This is a genomic window from Winogradskyella sp. PE311 (genome assembly GCF_046545555.1).
Classification (GTDB): Bacteria; Bacteroidota; Bacteroidia; order Flavobacteriales; family Flavobacteriaceae; genus Winogradskyella.
Genome location: NZ_JBHZTH010000001.1, coordinates 1,628,985 through 1,643,809 on the forward strand (window position 1 = coordinate 1,628,985; position 14,825 = coordinate 1,643,809).

General features: G+C 31.0%; 16 protein-coding genes. 6 read left to right on the plus strand and 10 right to left on the minus strand.

From position 1 onward, the window contains the following. Positions 1–25: 25 nt before the first annotated feature. On the plus strand, positions 26–592 hold the full coding sequence (locus tag ACFWU4_RS06985; protein WP_411126201.1) for an RNA polymerase sigma factor: 567 nt from the start codon (positions 26–28) through the stop codon (positions 590–592). A gap of 3 nt (positions 593–595) precedes the next feature. Next, the gene (locus tag ACFWU4_RS06990; RefSeq protein WP_411126202.1) at positions 596–1,000 is read left to right on the plus strand and encodes a hypothetical protein; all 405 of its coding nucleotides are present in this window, start codon (positions 596–598) and stop codon (positions 998–1,000) included. Here the strand turns inward: ACFWU4_RS06990 and ACFWU4_RS06995 are convergent. Continuing rightward, a complete protein-coding gene (locus ACFWU4_RS06995) occupies positions 997–2,316 on the minus strand; it encodes a hypothetical protein (protein WP_411126204.1) in 1,320 nt (439 codons plus the stop codon). The two genes, ACFWU4_RS06990 and ACFWU4_RS06995, sit on opposite strands and share 4 nt — an antisense overlap. A 123-nt stretch (positions 2,317–2,439) precedes the next feature. On the opposite strand from ACFWU4_RS06995, the gene ACFWU4_RS07000 reads away from it, so the two are divergent. From ACFWU4_RS07000 to ACFWU4_RS07015, 4 genes are read left to right on the plus strand one after another with little or no spacing between them, the layout of a single operon-like run. Continuing rightward, positions 2,440–2,988: an RNA polymerase sigma factor gene (locus ACFWU4_RS07000; protein ID WP_411126206.1), complete on the plus strand. Its 549-nt coding sequence runs from the start codon at positions 2,440–2,442 to the stop codon at positions 2,986–2,988. Further along, complete coding sequence (locus ACFWU4_RS07005; RefSeq protein ID WP_411126208.1) at positions 2,972–3,484, plus strand: hypothetical protein; 513 nt, start codon at positions 2,972–2,974, stop codon at positions 3,482–3,484. Before ACFWU4_RS07000 ends, ACFWU4_RS07005 begins: the two co-directional genes overlap by 17 nt. Beyond that, the gene (locus ACFWU4_RS07010; protein WP_411126210.1) at positions 3,468–4,679 is read left to right on the plus strand and encodes a hypothetical protein; all 1,212 of its coding nucleotides are present in this window, start codon (positions 3,468–3,470) and stop codon (positions 4,677–4,679) included. Before ACFWU4_RS07005 ends, ACFWU4_RS07010 begins: the two co-directional genes overlap by 17 nt. A gap of 3 nt (positions 4,680–4,682) precedes the next feature. Further along, positions 4,683–5,321 carry a hypothetical protein gene (locus ACFWU4_RS07015; protein WP_411126212.1) on the plus strand — a complete coding sequence of 213 codons (639 nt, stop codon included), beginning with the start codon at positions 4,683–4,685 and terminating at the stop codon, positions 5,319–5,321. Between the two features lie 2 nt (positions 5,322–5,323). On the opposite strand, the gene ACFWU4_RS07020 is transcribed toward ACFWU4_RS07015, so the two are convergent. The 9 genes from ACFWU4_RS07020 to ACFWU4_RS07060 form a co-directional block, all read right to left on the minus strand. Continuing rightward, a complete protein-coding gene (locus tag ACFWU4_RS07020; RefSeq protein WP_411126214.1) occupies positions 5,324–5,710 on the minus strand; it encodes a DUF2306 domain-containing protein in 387 nt (128 codons plus the stop codon). A 24-nt stretch (positions 5,711–5,734) separates the two neighbouring features. After that, entirely contained in the window at positions 5,735–6,970 is a 1,236-nt protein-coding gene (locus tag ACFWU4_RS07025; RefSeq protein ID WP_411126216.1) for a DEAD/DEAH box helicase, read from the minus strand. Positions 6,971–7,015: 45 nt separating this feature from the next. After that, positions 7,016–7,564 (minus strand): hypothetical protein, encoded by a 549-nt coding sequence (locus tag ACFWU4_RS07030; protein WP_411126218.1) that lies wholly within the window; start codon positions 7,562–7,564, stop codon positions 7,016–7,018. A gap of 1 nt (position 7,565) precedes the next feature. Next, entirely contained in the window at positions 7,566–8,528 is a 963-nt protein-coding gene (rlmF, locus tag ACFWU4_RS07035) for a 23S rRNA (adenine(1618)-N(6))-methyltransferase RlmF (RefSeq protein WP_411126220.1), read from the minus strand. Between the two features lie 40 nt (positions 8,529–8,568). Next, positions 8,569–9,360 carry a class I SAM-dependent methyltransferase gene (locus ACFWU4_RS07040; RefSeq protein ID WP_411126222.1) on the minus strand — a complete coding sequence of 264 codons (792 nt, stop codon included), beginning with the start codon at positions 9,358–9,360 and terminating at the stop codon, positions 8,569–8,571. Positions 9,361–9,369: 9 nt separating this feature from the next. Then, complete coding sequence (locus ACFWU4_RS07045; protein WP_411126224.1) at positions 9,370–10,005, minus strand: MOSC domain-containing protein; 636 nt, start codon at positions 10,003–10,005, stop codon at positions 9,370–9,372. 209 nt (positions 10,006–10,214) lie between these two features. After that, positions 10,215–11,405, minus strand: a complete 1,191-nt coding sequence (locus ACFWU4_RS07050) for an NAD-dependent epimerase/dehydratase family protein (RefSeq protein WP_411126226.1) — start codon at positions 11,403–11,405, stop codon at positions 10,215–10,217. A gap of 307 nt (positions 11,406–11,712) precedes the next feature. Next, positions 11,713–12,303, minus strand: a complete 591-nt coding sequence (locus ACFWU4_RS07055; RefSeq protein ID WP_411126228.1) for a Crp/Fnr family transcriptional regulator — start codon at positions 12,301–12,303, stop codon at positions 11,713–11,715. A 592-nt stretch (positions 12,304–12,895) separates the two neighbouring features. Continuing rightward, positions 12,896–14,722: a glycoside hydrolase family 2 protein gene (locus ACFWU4_RS07060; protein ID WP_411126230.1), complete on the minus strand. Its 1,827-nt coding sequence runs from the start codon at positions 14,720–14,722 to the stop codon at positions 12,896–12,898. Between the last annotated feature and the right edge of the window lie 103 nt (positions 14,723–14,825).

Consider the following 14,825-nt stretch of genomic DNA (forward strand, 5'->3'; position numbering starts at 1 on the left):
TGTAAAGAAGTCGTCTTAAATTAAAATGACCACCAACGAAGAAAAAATATTAATAGAAGCAATTAATAATGGCGACACTAGAGCTTATGCTCAACTTGTAGATCGCTATAAGGATTTGGTCTATACATTGGCATTACGCATGCTTAAGCATAAAGAAGAGGCAGAAGAGGTAGCACAAGATACTTTTATTAAGGTTTTTAAATCATTAAAGCGGTTTAAAGGTGATTCTAAATTTTCAACTTGGATTTATAGAGTTGCTTACAATACATGTTTAGATAACATCAAGAAAAATAAGAAGTATTTAAATAATGTGACAATAGATGAGTTTACATTTAATAAGTTAGACAGCATAGACAATGCACTAGATAACATTATTAAGGAAGAAAAGCATACTTTGATTAAAAATTGTATCCATAAGTTACCAGAAGATAGCAGCGCATTATTAACCTTGTTTTATTTTGAAGAATTATCTTTAGATGAGATATCTAAGATTATTAATGTTGAATCTAACACGGTTAAAGTTAAATTATTTAGAGCTCGAAAAAAATTGACTGTTATACTAGAGCAGTATCTACAACCAAAAACAGTATGAATTATGGAAAAGGATGATAAAAGAATAGAAGATTTTGTAAACAAGTTAATAGAGGCTGACCAGCTAGAAACACCTTCATTTAATTTTACGGAGAATGTGATATATAAAGTGGAAGCTTTGAATACTTCTGATGTAACAGTTTATAAGCCTTTAATCTCTAAATATGTATTATGGTCTATTGCATTAAGTTTTACTGCATTTGTTGTCTATGTCCTTTTTAGCAAACCATCAAATACTGTAAGTCTATCAGAACGTTATAATTTACCTCAGGTATCATTTAATTTTTTAGAAAATTATTCAGTAAATTTTTCAAGTACTATAATGTATGCTGCGGTATTATTAGCAATTATGGTAAGTATTCAAATTCCATTATTAAAGCAATATTTTAATAATCGACTTTCATATTAGTTTGGATAATACCAAAAAGGTATTCTGTCATGATATTGCTTTATTGTATCATTATCTTTATTAATGCGCTTTCTTAAAACTTGTAGTAAGTGCTTTCCTTCTGGTACATCTTTTAAATTGATATAGGTTTCAAAACCCTTTTTGCCTTTTAAACTTTCCCCAAAAATAAAGTCGCTTTTATGGTCAATAGAATCTATTCTTATTGTAAAAACATCATTGAGCGTTTTAATATACTGCTGATGCAAACTGTCGCGTCTAGACCAAGAAATATTAGAATTAACTACAATATCAGACTCAATACCTCTAATATCTTTTGTTGGTTTTAAACCTTTATTAAAAGCAAAAATATAGTCATCAAAATCTTCATAAATTACCAAAAACACTTTTAGGTGTTTATCGGTTATAACTTTAGATGTTATTGCCACCTTATCGATGAAATTTTCGTCATTTAGAGCATCTTCATAATTATTAGTGTCTGCGATATAACTGTTTGATGATATATTACCATTAAAATAGTTTGACATTTTGTAATTAAAACTCGTAGAAATTAAAATTATAATGTAAATAGGCACTAAAGCAAAGCTTACGCGCCTACCAAACTTGTTGTCTAGAAAATTATATACCAAAGGACGATATAAAAATGCCAACGTTATTTTACTATAAACCCAATAAAAAGGAAAGTATAATTTACTTAACCACTTCTTTTTCTTTAGACCACCAAGAGTAATGAAATCAATAAATGTAAGTAGCATGCCAAATACAATAAAAACAAGTATAGGAATACCTATAAAAGGCCCATAAGAATTGCTTATAGTGTCATTATCTAGGAATGTATTTATCGTAATTGCGATTGCAACAATGGTAAACGTTAAAGCTAGTACATAGAAAATCAATAAAAAAGATATGGCGAAAATGATACTGCAATAGTTTTCTAATCTTCCAATGTAACGATCAAAAGATCCAACATTTTTTTTTAAGTATCGTGTAAATTTTTCGCTGTATTTAAGTTTATCATAATCAATATCACCAGAAACGTAGCGCAATCCTAATGCACCAATCCAAAGCCCTCTTAAAATAACATGAAGCAAAAGATTAAAAATTAGTATAGCACAAGAAACCGAAGCTACTAGGAGTACAATAGATAAATAAAGTTTATCATCATTTCTTGCGGCTGTGCCAGCAAGGTTAATTTCTGGAAAAGCAGTAAGAAGACCAAAAATTGCAAAACCAGAAATTAGTAACTCTAATTGCCAACTTTCTTCTTGTAGTTTCTGAAGCAATTTTTTAAACGCAGGATTATTGTAATCTTGACTCATCTCTAGATTGATTTAATTTCCTTTAAATTTAGGCATATTCATTTAATTTCAACTTTTTTAGTAAAAAATTGAAACCCTTTTCAATTTCTTTCGTTTTTAAATATGTAACCGCTAACCAATCAAATGCATAAAGTAGATCATACATTAATTGAAGCTTGTAAAAAAGGGAATCAGATTGCACAAATGCAGATTTACGATAACTACTCGCAAGCTATGTTTACGGTTGCTTGTCGCTATTTATATGACATAGAAGATGCAAAAGATGCTATGCAAGAAGGGTTTTTAAAAGCTTTTTTAAATATCGAAAAATTTCAACCTACCTCTACTTTTGGAGCTTGGCTAAAGCGAATTATTATCAATCAATGTTTGGATGTTTTAAGAAAGCGAAGTATAGAATTTAGTGAAGACGATCTAGAAACATTACAAATAGTTGAAGATGAAAATTGGAATTTTAATAATACGATATCAAAAACTGACATAGTAAATGCTATTGAAAAACTAAAGGAGAAACATAAGATTGTAGTAACGCTTTATTTAATAGAAGGCTACGATCATGCAGAAATATCAGAAATACTTGATATACCAATTAAGACATCGAGAACTCACTTAAGCAGAGGTAAAGCAAAATTGAGAGATCTACTAAAACAAAAATTTAATGAAGCGAGATATTAGAAAATTATTTAAAGAGGAAGGAGAATTAAAAACACTTCCAGAAAATCATAGAACTGAGTTTTTACAAAAGCTTAATAAGCAACCAAAGAAAAAAATGAATAGGTTCTTTTTGCTCAAGATAGCAGCCGTATTTCTTGTTCTTTTAGCAGTAAGTTATGGTGTTGTTTCTAATCAACCCAAAGAAGAAGTTTCAACAATGGTGGCGCAAATTGAAGCCGTAGAAGCAGAGTATCTAAAAAATATTGAAGCAGAGTGGAAGAGTTTTGTAGCTATTGCAGATGATGAAGTTTTGGTAGCTAGATTTAAGAAAAAATTGGCCGAATTAGATAACGATTATCAGGAGATTTCTATTCAATTTAAGACTGACTCTAATAATATATTAGTAATAGAAGCTTTGGTAGAAAACCTACAAACAAGATTACAGATATTAAAAGACATACAAAAGCACATCAAAATATTAAATCAAAATAACGAACATTATGAAAAATCAATTTAAAATCTTAACGCTGATGCTCATCACATCAGCAATGAGTTACGGACAAAGGCATCAGGTCTTAAAGAAAAGTGTTGAAGTAGATAAAAATACTTCAGTAGTATTAAACTTTCAAAACATCTATTTGGCAATAGAAGAATCAACGGACGGTAAAATTCACTTTGATTACGCCATGGAGTTTGAAGGTTATTCTAAAAAAAATATACAGAAAAAGCTTGATGAATTAGTAGCTGAGGTTTCAAGTTCAGATAACCATGTAACACTAACGGCTAAAAGCATAAATCAGATCACCTTTTCGTATTTTGAATTGAAATCTGATCATGGTTTATACATCGAAGGTGATTTTTTTGATATGAAAAAAGATTCAGTAATACGAAAATCTAAAGATTCATTACTCAGTCAAATTAGGAAGAATAATAGAAAAAAATGGTCTAAAAACCCTCTTGAGTATATTAATGGAAGATTTAAAAAGATAGATAAGGATGGCAACCTCTCAAATATTAGAAAAGGTAATGTTGATATTATGAGGAGTCAATTTGTAATTAAAGTTCCGCCCTTTGTGAAGCTAAATATTAATGCACAAAATTCTGGTGTACATTTTAGAAATGACATGCAAAACGAGTTATCCATATCGACTAAAGAAGGAACTTTAAAAACCAAAGCATTAATGAACACATATAATGTCATACGTATAGATAATGCCAATTTTGAAGCCGAAGCTATTTCAGGCGGTACTTATAATTTTAAAAACGTAAAAAATGGCAAGATTGGTAGTACACAAAATGTGAAAATTAAATCTGAATTTTCAAAGGTAGAGATTGGAGAAATAGGAAAGAATACAATCATAACTGACTTTAATAGTGAGTATTGGTTTTATAATTGGGCAGATAAGTTCGAACGTTTTAATCTGTATTCAGAATACTCTAAAATCCATTTTTGGTATCCTACACTTGATTTTAGTTTAAAGGTGATTGGTAATAATACTAAAAGTTTTTTAGGTAATGATGTTGTAATCAATATGCAACCAAATGACAAAGGTGAAAAGTATACTATGATGACTAATGAACCTGATAATGCTAATGATGTATCTGGTAATATATACTTTGATATTATTCATGGTATCATTTATTCAAATGATTTTATGCTAACTAAAGTAACTGGTGATAGAGAGATCGAGGAAACAACTATAAAAAATTAAATCATGAAACAAATTAAAATTTTAGCCGTTGCATTAGCTTGCTTCGGAGCAACAATAGCACAAGAAAAACAAGTAAATTATGAAAATCCGAAAGGATTGAAAATGGAAACTGAGTATTCGTCAGACAATTCTGAAATAAGAGATATTTTGAGTTTTGAAGGTATAGATTACTTAAAAATTAAATTTTCTGATGATAAATTAAAAGGTAAAAGTTATAAGCTAAGTGTAAAAGAAATATGGGATGGAGAAGTAAAATCGAAAACTATTGTTTTAGATAGTAAAAATTTAGGCATAAAGCAGTTTGAAACTTTAAAAGACTCTGTTCTCAATATGAAAGTCATTTCTAAATTGACAAGCGATAATCAACTGAAATTGACATTTAAATTTCCAAGATTTAGTGTGACAAAAAAATATGACGCCATTAAATCTGATGATTACAGTTTAAGAAACTTAGCAGATGAAAGTAATTTGAAAATAGGTTACAATGAAGAATTTTATCTTCTAGCTTATATTTTGCCTTATGAGAGAGAAGATGGTTCTAAATCTTGGTGTGAAGTTGGTACTTCTGGAGATGATATAGAAAAATGGGGTGAAAAATTTAGTATAAAACATTACCTGCTTTTTGAAATGAAGTTTGATTAAGACTATCCAAAAAACACCTCATGCAAATAGCGCCCTGGAACTAAAGTAAAACCTCCGGCAATAATAAGCGCACCAAAATAAAGTAAGATCATCTTTCTTTTGTGCGCTTTTACATTTCCTTTTTTTATAGCAAGGTAAGCGGTTGGTACTGCATGGATTGTTAAAAAACTAAAGATATGTATCCAACCAAAATGATCTAAAACTGTTGGGCCAACATAAGCTGGCATAAACAAAGTTACTATAGCTGTAAACAACATTAGTACCATATATATTCTGCCGAGTTGTTTATGAATTTTCGTTCCTTTTTTAATTATCAGAAGAAACCCACCAATAAATAAGCAAGGCACAACGGTGTATAAATGTAAAAACATTAAAGTCTTGTAATCCATAGTTTTTATTTTACCTAAAGCATATTAATACCAACGCTTTTTCTTTTTCTTAGAAGCTGTACTTTTGCGACCTTTTTTATATTTACTGCCTTTCTTTTTGTGGACGATTGGTTTAGCTTTAGGATCTAAAGGATAAGGATGTTCTGATTCTATGGGAATAGAAATGTTCAGGGATTCTTGAATTTTCTTAACGTAGCTTTTTTCGTCAGCCGAACACATCGAATAGGCTTTACCGATGTTACCAGCCCTTCCTGTTCTACCAATTCTATGAACATATGTTTCTGGTACATTGGGCATATCAAAGTTAAAGACATTGTCTAATTCATTAATATCAATACCTCTGGCTGCAACATCTGTTGCAATTAGAACTTTAACGTAACCATTCTTAAATTTATTTAAAGCGGTTTGCCTTTCGCTTTGGGCTTTATCTCCATGAATACTATTTACCGAATATCCATTTTTAAGTAAAGTCTGTTCTAGCTTGTCAACTCCATATTTAGTGCGTCTAAAAATTAAGATGTTTCCTTTAATGTTGTTACGTAATAGGTGTAAGCATAATTCAATTTTATTACGTTTAGGTACATAATATAAGACTTGCGTTACAGCCTTTGCAACAGATTTGGTAGGCGTAACATCTACACGTTCTGGGTTGTTTAAAATAGTGTTGGCGAGTTCTTCAATCTTAGAAGGAATTGTAGCAGAGAATAATAAGGTTTGTTTCTCTTCTGGACATAGACGTTCAACTTTTTTTACATCATCTAAAAATCCCATATCTAGCATTAAGTCTGCCTCGTCTAAAACAAAAGTTTCTACATAATCTAGATTAACATAATCTTGCTTATGCAAATCTAGTAGACGACCTGGCGTAGCGACCAATATATCAACACCCTTTTTTAAAGTATCGATTTGGGGCTCAATAGAGGCACCACCAAAAACAACCAATGAACGCAGATTTGTATACTGAGCATATGTTTTAAAATTCTGATGGATCTGTACAGCAAGTTCTCGAGTTGGACTTATAATTAAAGCTCTAATTTTTTTTCCCTTTTTAGGTGCATCTTGCTTATCATACAATTTTTGTAAAATTGGTAAGGCAAATGCTGCTGTTTTACCTGTACCAGTCTGTGCTGATACAATTACATCTTTACCATTTAAAACTAAGGGAATTGCTTTTTGTTGCACCAAAGTGGGCTCAACATAGCCAGAAGCTTCAATTGCCTTTTGTATTGGTTTGATGAGTTTTAAGTCTTTAAAGGACATCTAGTAGAATTTGCAACAAAGGTAAAATAAATGTTGTATTGCTATTTAATTACATCTATTTCTTTCTAAACCCAAATCCAAGCATAACTTTTGACGTCTTGGTTCGGCTTGCTCAGGTTTGTGTTTTAAAAATTTTATTGGAATATTATATCCAATTTGAAGTGCGTCAAAACAAGTTTTATCAGCAACATAAAAACTACCAGTATATTCTTTCTGATAAGTAAATTTATAGTCTATTATATAGAGCAAGAGCTCAACTTTATCAATTCTATTATCTACGCGCTCTTCGTAGGACTGATCTTCAATATACTTTTTTGTAATGATAGCCTTAGTGTAACTTCCGTACTTTTTAACAACTTCTTTTTCGTAGTAATACATGAAGCTCGAAGGCATAGTATAACCTAAAAAGAAACCCATAAATAAAGTTACAAAACCACCAGCCACTAGTAATGGAATATTAGCATCACTTGTTATACCAAGATAAATTAAGAAACACCCTATCCCTAAAAATGTAAGTCCCATTAATAGTAGAAAACTGTGCTTCTTAACAGCACTAATACTAAAGTTAACTTTATCTGATATCGTAATTTTCAAATTACGATTTAAATCTTTTGTTTATCCATTCTTCACGCTCTTTGTCAGACAAAAAGGTCCAGGCAATAAATCGACTTACTTTTTGACCTTGACCCATTTCAACAGTTTCTACAGCTGTTGCTTTTACGTTTTCTAAAATCTTATAAGTAGGTTTAAGCGTTGTTTCTTTTGAGATTAAACTTGTAAACCAAAGACACTGTTCTCCAAAGTGTTTGCTTTCGTAAATCATGTCTTTTATAAATCGTGCTTCACCACCTTTAGTCCATAATTCACTTTGTTGTCCACCAAAATTAAGTAATGCTTTACTTGGACGTTTGCCTTTTAGGTTCTTAAGCTTTTTGAGACTTGCCTTTTGAGCATCTTTCAATGAGGCATGAAATGGTGGATTACACATTGTAAAATCTACTTTTTCTTCAGGTTTTAATATCTCATAAAAAAAATTGTTAGATTTTTCTTGTCGTCTAATCTCAACATTGGATTTTAAATTATAATTTTTTTGCTCTATGGCTTTTGCAGATATTATTGCGTTTTCGTTAGTATCACTTCCGATAAAGGACCAACCATATTCATGATTTCCAATAATTGGATAAATACAACTGGCACCAACACCAATATCTAAACCTTTAATGGTATTACCTTTTGGAATTTTAGTTCCATTTCCTTTTAAAAGATCTGCAATATTATGAATATAATCTGCACGGCCAGGAATAGGTGGACATAAATAATGCTCAGGAATTTCCCAAAATTTAATGCCATAATGATGCATTAATAGGGCCTTGTTTAATGCCAAAACAGCTTTTGGATTAAAAAAGTCTATTGAATTATCACCATATTTATTTGGTGCTACATAAGCAGTTAATGCTGGCGAACTTTTTATGAGAGCATCAAAATTATAGCGTTCCCTATGTTTACTTCTAGGATGAAGTTGTGATTTTACTTTAGGATGTTCTCTTTTTTTTTGCAATTTATTGGGTCTTAGTTGAAGCAAAGGTAATCTAATAGGATTATGAGTGTACTTTTTCTGCAATAATATAAAGATAATCTCCAGATTCATTTTTGTAAGATTTTATAATCTCTTTTATATAGCCGGAATCAATATCTTTTCTCAAACTAGATAAACCTTTTTCAACTTCGTCTTTATGGGCTAAAGCACTAAAAGAAGAGATACCGTATCGTATACTTTCGTCAAAATATAATTCTGGATTTTGTTTTCCACAATATAAAAACTGATCTTGTAAATCTGGTTTTATCGAATACGCTTTTGTTGTTTTAATTATAATTTTAGCATTTGCCATGGCTTGTTTAACAACTTCTAATGATGGCATTTGGGCAATAGAATCTTCGAGCATTTTAGGAAAGTAATGATTTAACCAATAGCCTTTCATTTGTTTTGGAGTAGAAGTGAAGAGGACTATTTTACCTTTAGGTTTTAAAATGTATTCTAATTCTGAAAATGCTCTTGATAAATTAGTCCAATGATGTATGGTTAATGTTGCAATAATCCCATCGATACTTTGTTGAGGTAAACCTGTTTTTTCTGCTGTACCAATTTTCCATTTAATATTTTTATTCAATGATCGGGCTTTTTGAAGCATTTCGATGGAGGGATCAATACCAATAATTTCGTAGCCTTTATTTTGTAATTCTGAAGTGTAATTGCCAGTTCCACAACCAATATCTAGATACAAACCTTTCTTATTTGGTTTAAGATGATGAAGTAGCTGTGATAGTAAATAAGGGTCTGCCTTACGTGTTGTATTATAATTAATGCCTATTCTATTGTATTTAGTGGACATAATTAATCGTTATTTTAGAAAAAATTTCAAACGCTTTTTCATACGTGTTGCCAAAGCTTCGTTATTTAGCATCAAATGAATTTGATCTTTATTTTTGTTTTTAGAATGCAATAATTTGAAAAAATCAAAAATAGAAACGCTATCCTTTGTGTTTTCTACTAATGTAAAATGATCTCCCGTTTTTACATCACCTTCCTTTATCACTCTAACATAAATGCCAGAAAAACCATGATTAATAAACTGATGTAATACTTTTTCTGATCCAAATTTATGGGCAAACTTAAAACAAGGTTCTCTTGGCTGTGTTATTTGTACTAACGCCTTACCAAGTTTATAAATATCACCTATAAAGAGTTCTTTTTCATCTAAATCTTCTATTGTAATATTCTCACCAAACATGCCATAATTCCATTCTAGATTTGGATATAGAATACGCCAATACTCATATTGATTTGCTGAAAATAAGTAACAAGCCTTAAATTCGCCTCCATGTACACGTCTGTCTGAAACTTCATCGCCTCTTACTTCTTCTTTATTAAGTCGTATTGGTACATCCGTTGGTTTTTTATAGATTCCCGTTGTAACTTCTTTACCATCCCATATAATAGTAGTGGGTTGAGCAATATTGGTAGATATAACTTGCATTATTTAGTTTGTATAGCTTGCCAAATTGGTAATAAACTTTTTATATTTTTCTAGCATATTTATTAATGGTTCTACTGCAAATGAAATGAGGTTCTTATGCTCAACGAAATTTGTTTTCTCCTCCGGGTTTATGGTTACTATTGATTTTTTAGATATTATTGGACTTTGCGCAACGACAAAAAAAACTACCTATAACAAAGAATAATATTTTAATTTTTTTCAACTTTGGTATTAAATTTAGCTGATTTCCAAATCTTAAGCATTTCTGCTTCCTTTACTATTAAGTTATCCGGATTCGTTTCATATTTTGAACGTCTTTCGTCTGAGATAGACTCAGACGTCCACCAATCATAAGTGTCTTTAACGGTTTCTTTAATTGGTCTTAATGTTAAACCAGAATTGATAGCTTTAGAATTTGAAACTCTCGCAGTACCATAATTCTTGCCAAATGAAGGAATCCAAGGAACTGAAAAATAGACTTTATTTTCAACTAAAAAATCATAATTATCAATCCAAACAAAATTGTGCTCGATGTTAAAAGTTTTTTCTGCTTCAGTAATAAAGCCATTCATATTTTGTTTTTCTTTCGGACCAACCGCATTATATGTACCATATTGATTATTTTCGGCGAGTCTAATAAACCATTCTGCAACGTCTCTAACATCTATATATTGAACCAGATCTTCAGGTGTTCCTGGCACTAAAACCTCTCCACCTTTGGAAAGTCTAATAGGCCAATGTATAAATCGATCTGTCTTATCGGCAGGACCAATCATATATGTTGGGCGAACTATTATAGTACGTTTATCTCCAAAGGCTTTTATAGCTTCTAATTCTGAGTTTCCTTTCATTACTCCGTATTTTTGCTCGTACTGTTCATCTTCAGTTAGGCCTTCTGGCATCGATAGCACTAATTTTTTATCTTCTTTAATGTTATCAGTTAAATAGGGATAATAAACTCCGGTTGAAGAGGTGTACATATAAATATCAGCATTGTCTTTTAACAAGTTGGCTGTTGCCTTTGTCCATTCAGATTTGTGACCTGAATTATCAATAACTACATCCCATTTTCTATTTTCAAGAGCCTTTAGGTTATCTTCTCTATCTCCGATTAATTGCTCTACTTGGTCAAATAATTCTGCATGAACTGATGGTAGCGTTTTACCTCTTGTAAAAGTTGTTACAGAATGTCCTCGTTTAAGAGCATAAGCAATTTGATGAGGCCCTAAGAAACTTGTGCCTCCAAGGATTAATATTTTTAGTTTATTAAAGGACGCGTCTAGTATTTCTTTTTCATTTTTAGATTTACATGCTATTAGACTACTGCCAAGTATAGGAATTGCCATACCTGCCAAAGCACTTTTTTTTATAAAGGCTCTTCTTGTATTTTTGGTTTTCATTGAGAATAACTTTAGACAATAAAGTTAAAGAAAAAAGTGCAAGTCTTAAACTCGCACTTTTAAAGTTAGGGATTCGAAAAATTTATCTTGTAATTTTCAATAACTAAAATTAAAAAAATGTTGTTTTGATAAAAATGATTTATGGTAATTTATTGCAAATGAAAAGCGCAAGCTCTTAACACTTGCGCTTTTTTACTACTAAAAAGGGGGATTATCTTACTAACTATAAAAAAATAGGACTAATTAATAGTTAATACGTTAAAATTAAGGTATTTACGCGTGTTAAAAGTTGATGTATGATAAGTAATTAGGCCTGAGCAATTTCTTTTCTAATTCTACTTAAACTTTCTGTAGTAATACCTAGATATGATGCAATATGATAGTTTTTTACAGATTGCTCTATTTGAGGGTAACTTTTTACGAAATTTAAGTATCTAGCGCTGGCATTAAGAGACAAATAAGAAAGAATTCTTTTTTGAAACGAAGCGAAGGCAGTCTCTAATTTACCGCGAACATAGACTTCAATTTTAGGAATATGTTTGTACAGATGATCCCTGTCTTTTTTTGTGATTTCAAATAACTCAGCATCTTGTATTACCTCAACGCTCATTAGAGCTTTGCCGGCACTAAAAAAAGCAGTATAATCGCTAATCCACCAATCCTCAATTCCAAACTGAATAGTGTGCTCTCTGCCATTGCTATCGATGTGAAATGATCTTAAACAGCCAGAAACTATAAAATATTGTTTATCTACAATAGTATTAAAATCGATAAGTCGTTCACCTTTTTTAGCAGTAACTCGCTCAAATTTAGACTCAATAAGTATTATTTCTTCTCGGGTAAAACTGAGCCCTTCAAATATTGCAGATGCTGGTTCGTGTATTTTTACTTTTCCCATAATAACAAGTTATTAATTTATCTAATTTAACTCAACTATCAGTTTTAAGCGATAACATATGTTAATTGAGACTGTTAAAATTAAATTAATATTTAAATTTTCAATGAAATCCTTTTTAGGATTAAAAATTAACAATGGATTACTCTATGAGTTAAGGGAATTTTAGAAGAAGTTACGAATTTTTGTTCTATTAAAAGAAGAATTGTAAAAGTTTTACAAGTTTTTTTTATTTAATGCATCTCAACTAATAGGTTCAAATATTTGCACATATAGAGCAGATATTTAGCCCGACTGGTTTCCGTATCAGGGAAGTGTAAGTACCCTCGTGATTTCTTTTGAAGAAACCACTACTGTGCTTTCTGCCATTATTTATAGTTAAAGTACAGGAAAGTATAGGTATTGCTTATTTTGCAAATGAACGAGGTATATACAGTTAGTATTGTCGCACGTTTAGAAAATAATGATGATCTATGAGTGGCATAGAAGGTTCGCGGTTAGGTTATGAAATTGAAGATGTAGTTAACGCTTTTAATTTAAATTAGTAGAAAACATATTATGATGACCAAGTCTTTAAAACAGGACGAGGTGATCTTTATTGTTTAGCCTCATAAAACGATTTAAGTATAAAGAAAGCCATTTTCTTTTCACCTTTTTCAGAAATTAACCCCTTGCGATTCCAGTTGTCTTGTATTTCTGGTAAAACACGTCTCGGCGATCTAAAATCTACGAGTATCCATGGTGAGATACCTCTAAGTTGCTCTATACTAGATAACATTTTTAAGGTTTCTATATATAGGTATTCTTGGTATTCCTCTGTCCAACGCGTGTGTTTATCCCCATGTAATCCATATTTAGCACCAGCACCAAATTCAGAAATTACAACGGGTTTATCCAGATCAATTTTCCAGCTTATAGTAGCACATTTTTCTACTAATCCATCATACCAGCCTATATATTGATTAAAACTTAGAATATCTACTTTGTTAGCAAACTCATCACTAATAGTTCTTACAAATTTGTTACCATTATAGTCGCTTTGTTCTAGCGCTGCACTAATAAGACGTGTTGGATCCTTTTCTCGTGTAAATTTGGTGAGATTAGATAAAAATTCATTTCTTGCTTCACTAGTAGGCGTTTCGTTCGCCATAGACCAAATAATAACACTGGCTCTATTTTTATCGCGATCTATAACTTCTGAGAGCTGTTGTTTTGCATTTTCATAGGTATCTTTATTTTCCCATTGAATGGTCCAATACACAGGATTTTCTTCCCAAACTAAAATACCCATTTGGTCAGCTAATCTTAGCATGTGCTCATTGTGAGGATAATGCGATAAGCGCACATAGTTACAACCCAATTCTTTTGCCCAAAGTAGTAGTTGATGAGCATCCTCTTTTGAGTGACCACGACCACCTCTTATTGGACTTTCCTCGTGAATGGAAATACCTTTTAAGAAAATAGACTCACCATTTAACAAAATATCCGAACCCTTGGTTGCTATCGTTCTAAAGCCTATTTGGTCTATAGTTTTGTCTTGGTTTGTTTCTATGGTAACATTATATAGTTTAGGATTAATTGTTGACCAATATAAAATATCAGTATGAGAAATTTCAAATGTTGCTAATCCACTATTATCAGTTACTGTGTTATAATTAATATTTAATTCAGGAATTGCAATCGTGACATTTTGATTAGCATTATTTTTTCCATTAAGACTAATTTCTCCTTTTATCGATTCATTATTTTTCGGATCTAATTGAATCATATAATCATTAATAAAAGTATTTGGTGTTTCAATAACTTTAACGCCTCGTGTTAAACCGCCATAGTTCCACCAGTCTGTATTTAGCGTTGGTACACCTTCTTTTTTTCGTTTGTTATCAACCTTAACTACTAAGAAGTTGTTTTTTTCTTTTAGTAGGTTAGTGACCTCAAAATTAAAAGGAGTAAATCCGCCAGTATGTTTACCAAGTTTTTTACCGTTGAAGTATACATCAGTTTCATAATTAGAAGCTTCAAAATATACAAAAACACGATTAGAGGATTTAGAAACTAAATAGTCGAATGACTTTTTATACCAAACAGTACCTTCATAATAGAATAGTTTTTCTTTTTGCGTATTCCAATCGCTAGGAACAGCAATCGTATCGCTTTTATCAAAATTATATTCTATTAAATCTGTTTTAGATTTGGCCTTAGCATTGTTAAAGAAGGCTCCGTTACCTGGGTTTTCTTGTTTTTCAAAAGGCTCATACCTATAATTATAAAATCCATTTTCATAAGGATCTACTATGAAATGCCATTGCCCATTTAAGGATGTTACATCTCTGTTATAGGTGTTTACTATTAATGGATCTTGAGCGAATGAAAATCTGATAAAACTAAATAATAGAAATACAGCTGTGAGTTTTAATTTCATAATACAATGAGGTATACCCAAATATACTATTAAATTCTAATGTCAAAATAGGGGTTCTAATAACAAAAAAACCACCTCGAATTAGCGAAGTGGTTTTTCTATT

Coding starts and splice junctions, on each gene's coding strand:
- ACFWU4_RS06995 (WP_411126204.1), bottom strand. CDS start 2,316: ATGAGTCAAGATTACAATAATCCTGCGTTTAAAAAATTGCTTCAGAAA.
- ACFWU4_RS07045 (WP_411126224.1), bottom strand. CDS start 10,005: ATGCAAGTTATATCTACCAATATTGCTCAACCCACTACTATTATATGG.
- ACFWU4_RS06985 (WP_411126201.1), top strand. CDS start 26: ATGACCACCAACGAAGAAAAAATATTAATAGAAGCAATTAATAATGGC.
- ACFWU4_RS06990 (WP_411126202.1), top strand. CDS start 596: ATGGAAAAGGATGATAAAAGAATAGAAGATTTTGTAAACAAGTTAATA.
- ACFWU4_RS07010 (WP_411126210.1), top strand. CDS start 3,468: ATGAAAAATCAATTTAAAATCTTAACGCTGATGCTCATCACATCAGCA.
- ACFWU4_RS07025 (WP_411126216.1), bottom strand. CDS start 6,970: ATGTCCTTTAAAGACTTAAAACTCATCAAACCAATACAAAAGGCAATT.
- ACFWU4_RS07005 (WP_411126208.1), top strand. CDS start 2,972: ATGAAGCGAGATATTAGAAAATTATTTAAAGAGGAAGGAGAATTAAAA.
- ACFWU4_RS07050 (WP_411126226.1), bottom strand. CDS start 11,405: ATGAAAACCAAAAATACAAGAAGAGCCTTTATAAAAAAAAGTGCTTTG.
- ACFWU4_RS07015 (WP_411126212.1), top strand. CDS start 4,683: ATGAAACAAATTAAAATTTTAGCCGTTGCATTAGCTTGCTTCGGAGCA.
- ACFWU4_RS07040 (WP_411126222.1), bottom strand. CDS start 9,360: ATGTCCACTAAATACAATAGAATAGGCATTAATTATAATACAACACGT.
- ACFWU4_RS07060 (WP_411126230.1), bottom strand. CDS start 14,722: ATGAAATTAAAACTCACAGCTGTATTTCTATTATTTAGTTTTATCAGA.
- ACFWU4_RS07000 (WP_411126206.1), top strand. CDS start 2,440: ATGCATAAAGTAGATCATACATTAATTGAAGCTTGTAAAAAAGGGAAT.
- ACFWU4_RS07020 (WP_411126214.1), bottom strand. CDS start 5,710: ATGGATTACAAGACTTTAATGTTTTTACATTTATACACCGTTGTGCCT.
- ACFWU4_RS07055 (WP_411126228.1), bottom strand. CDS start 12,303: ATGGGAAAAGTAAAAATACACGAACCAGCATCTGCAATATTTGAAGGG.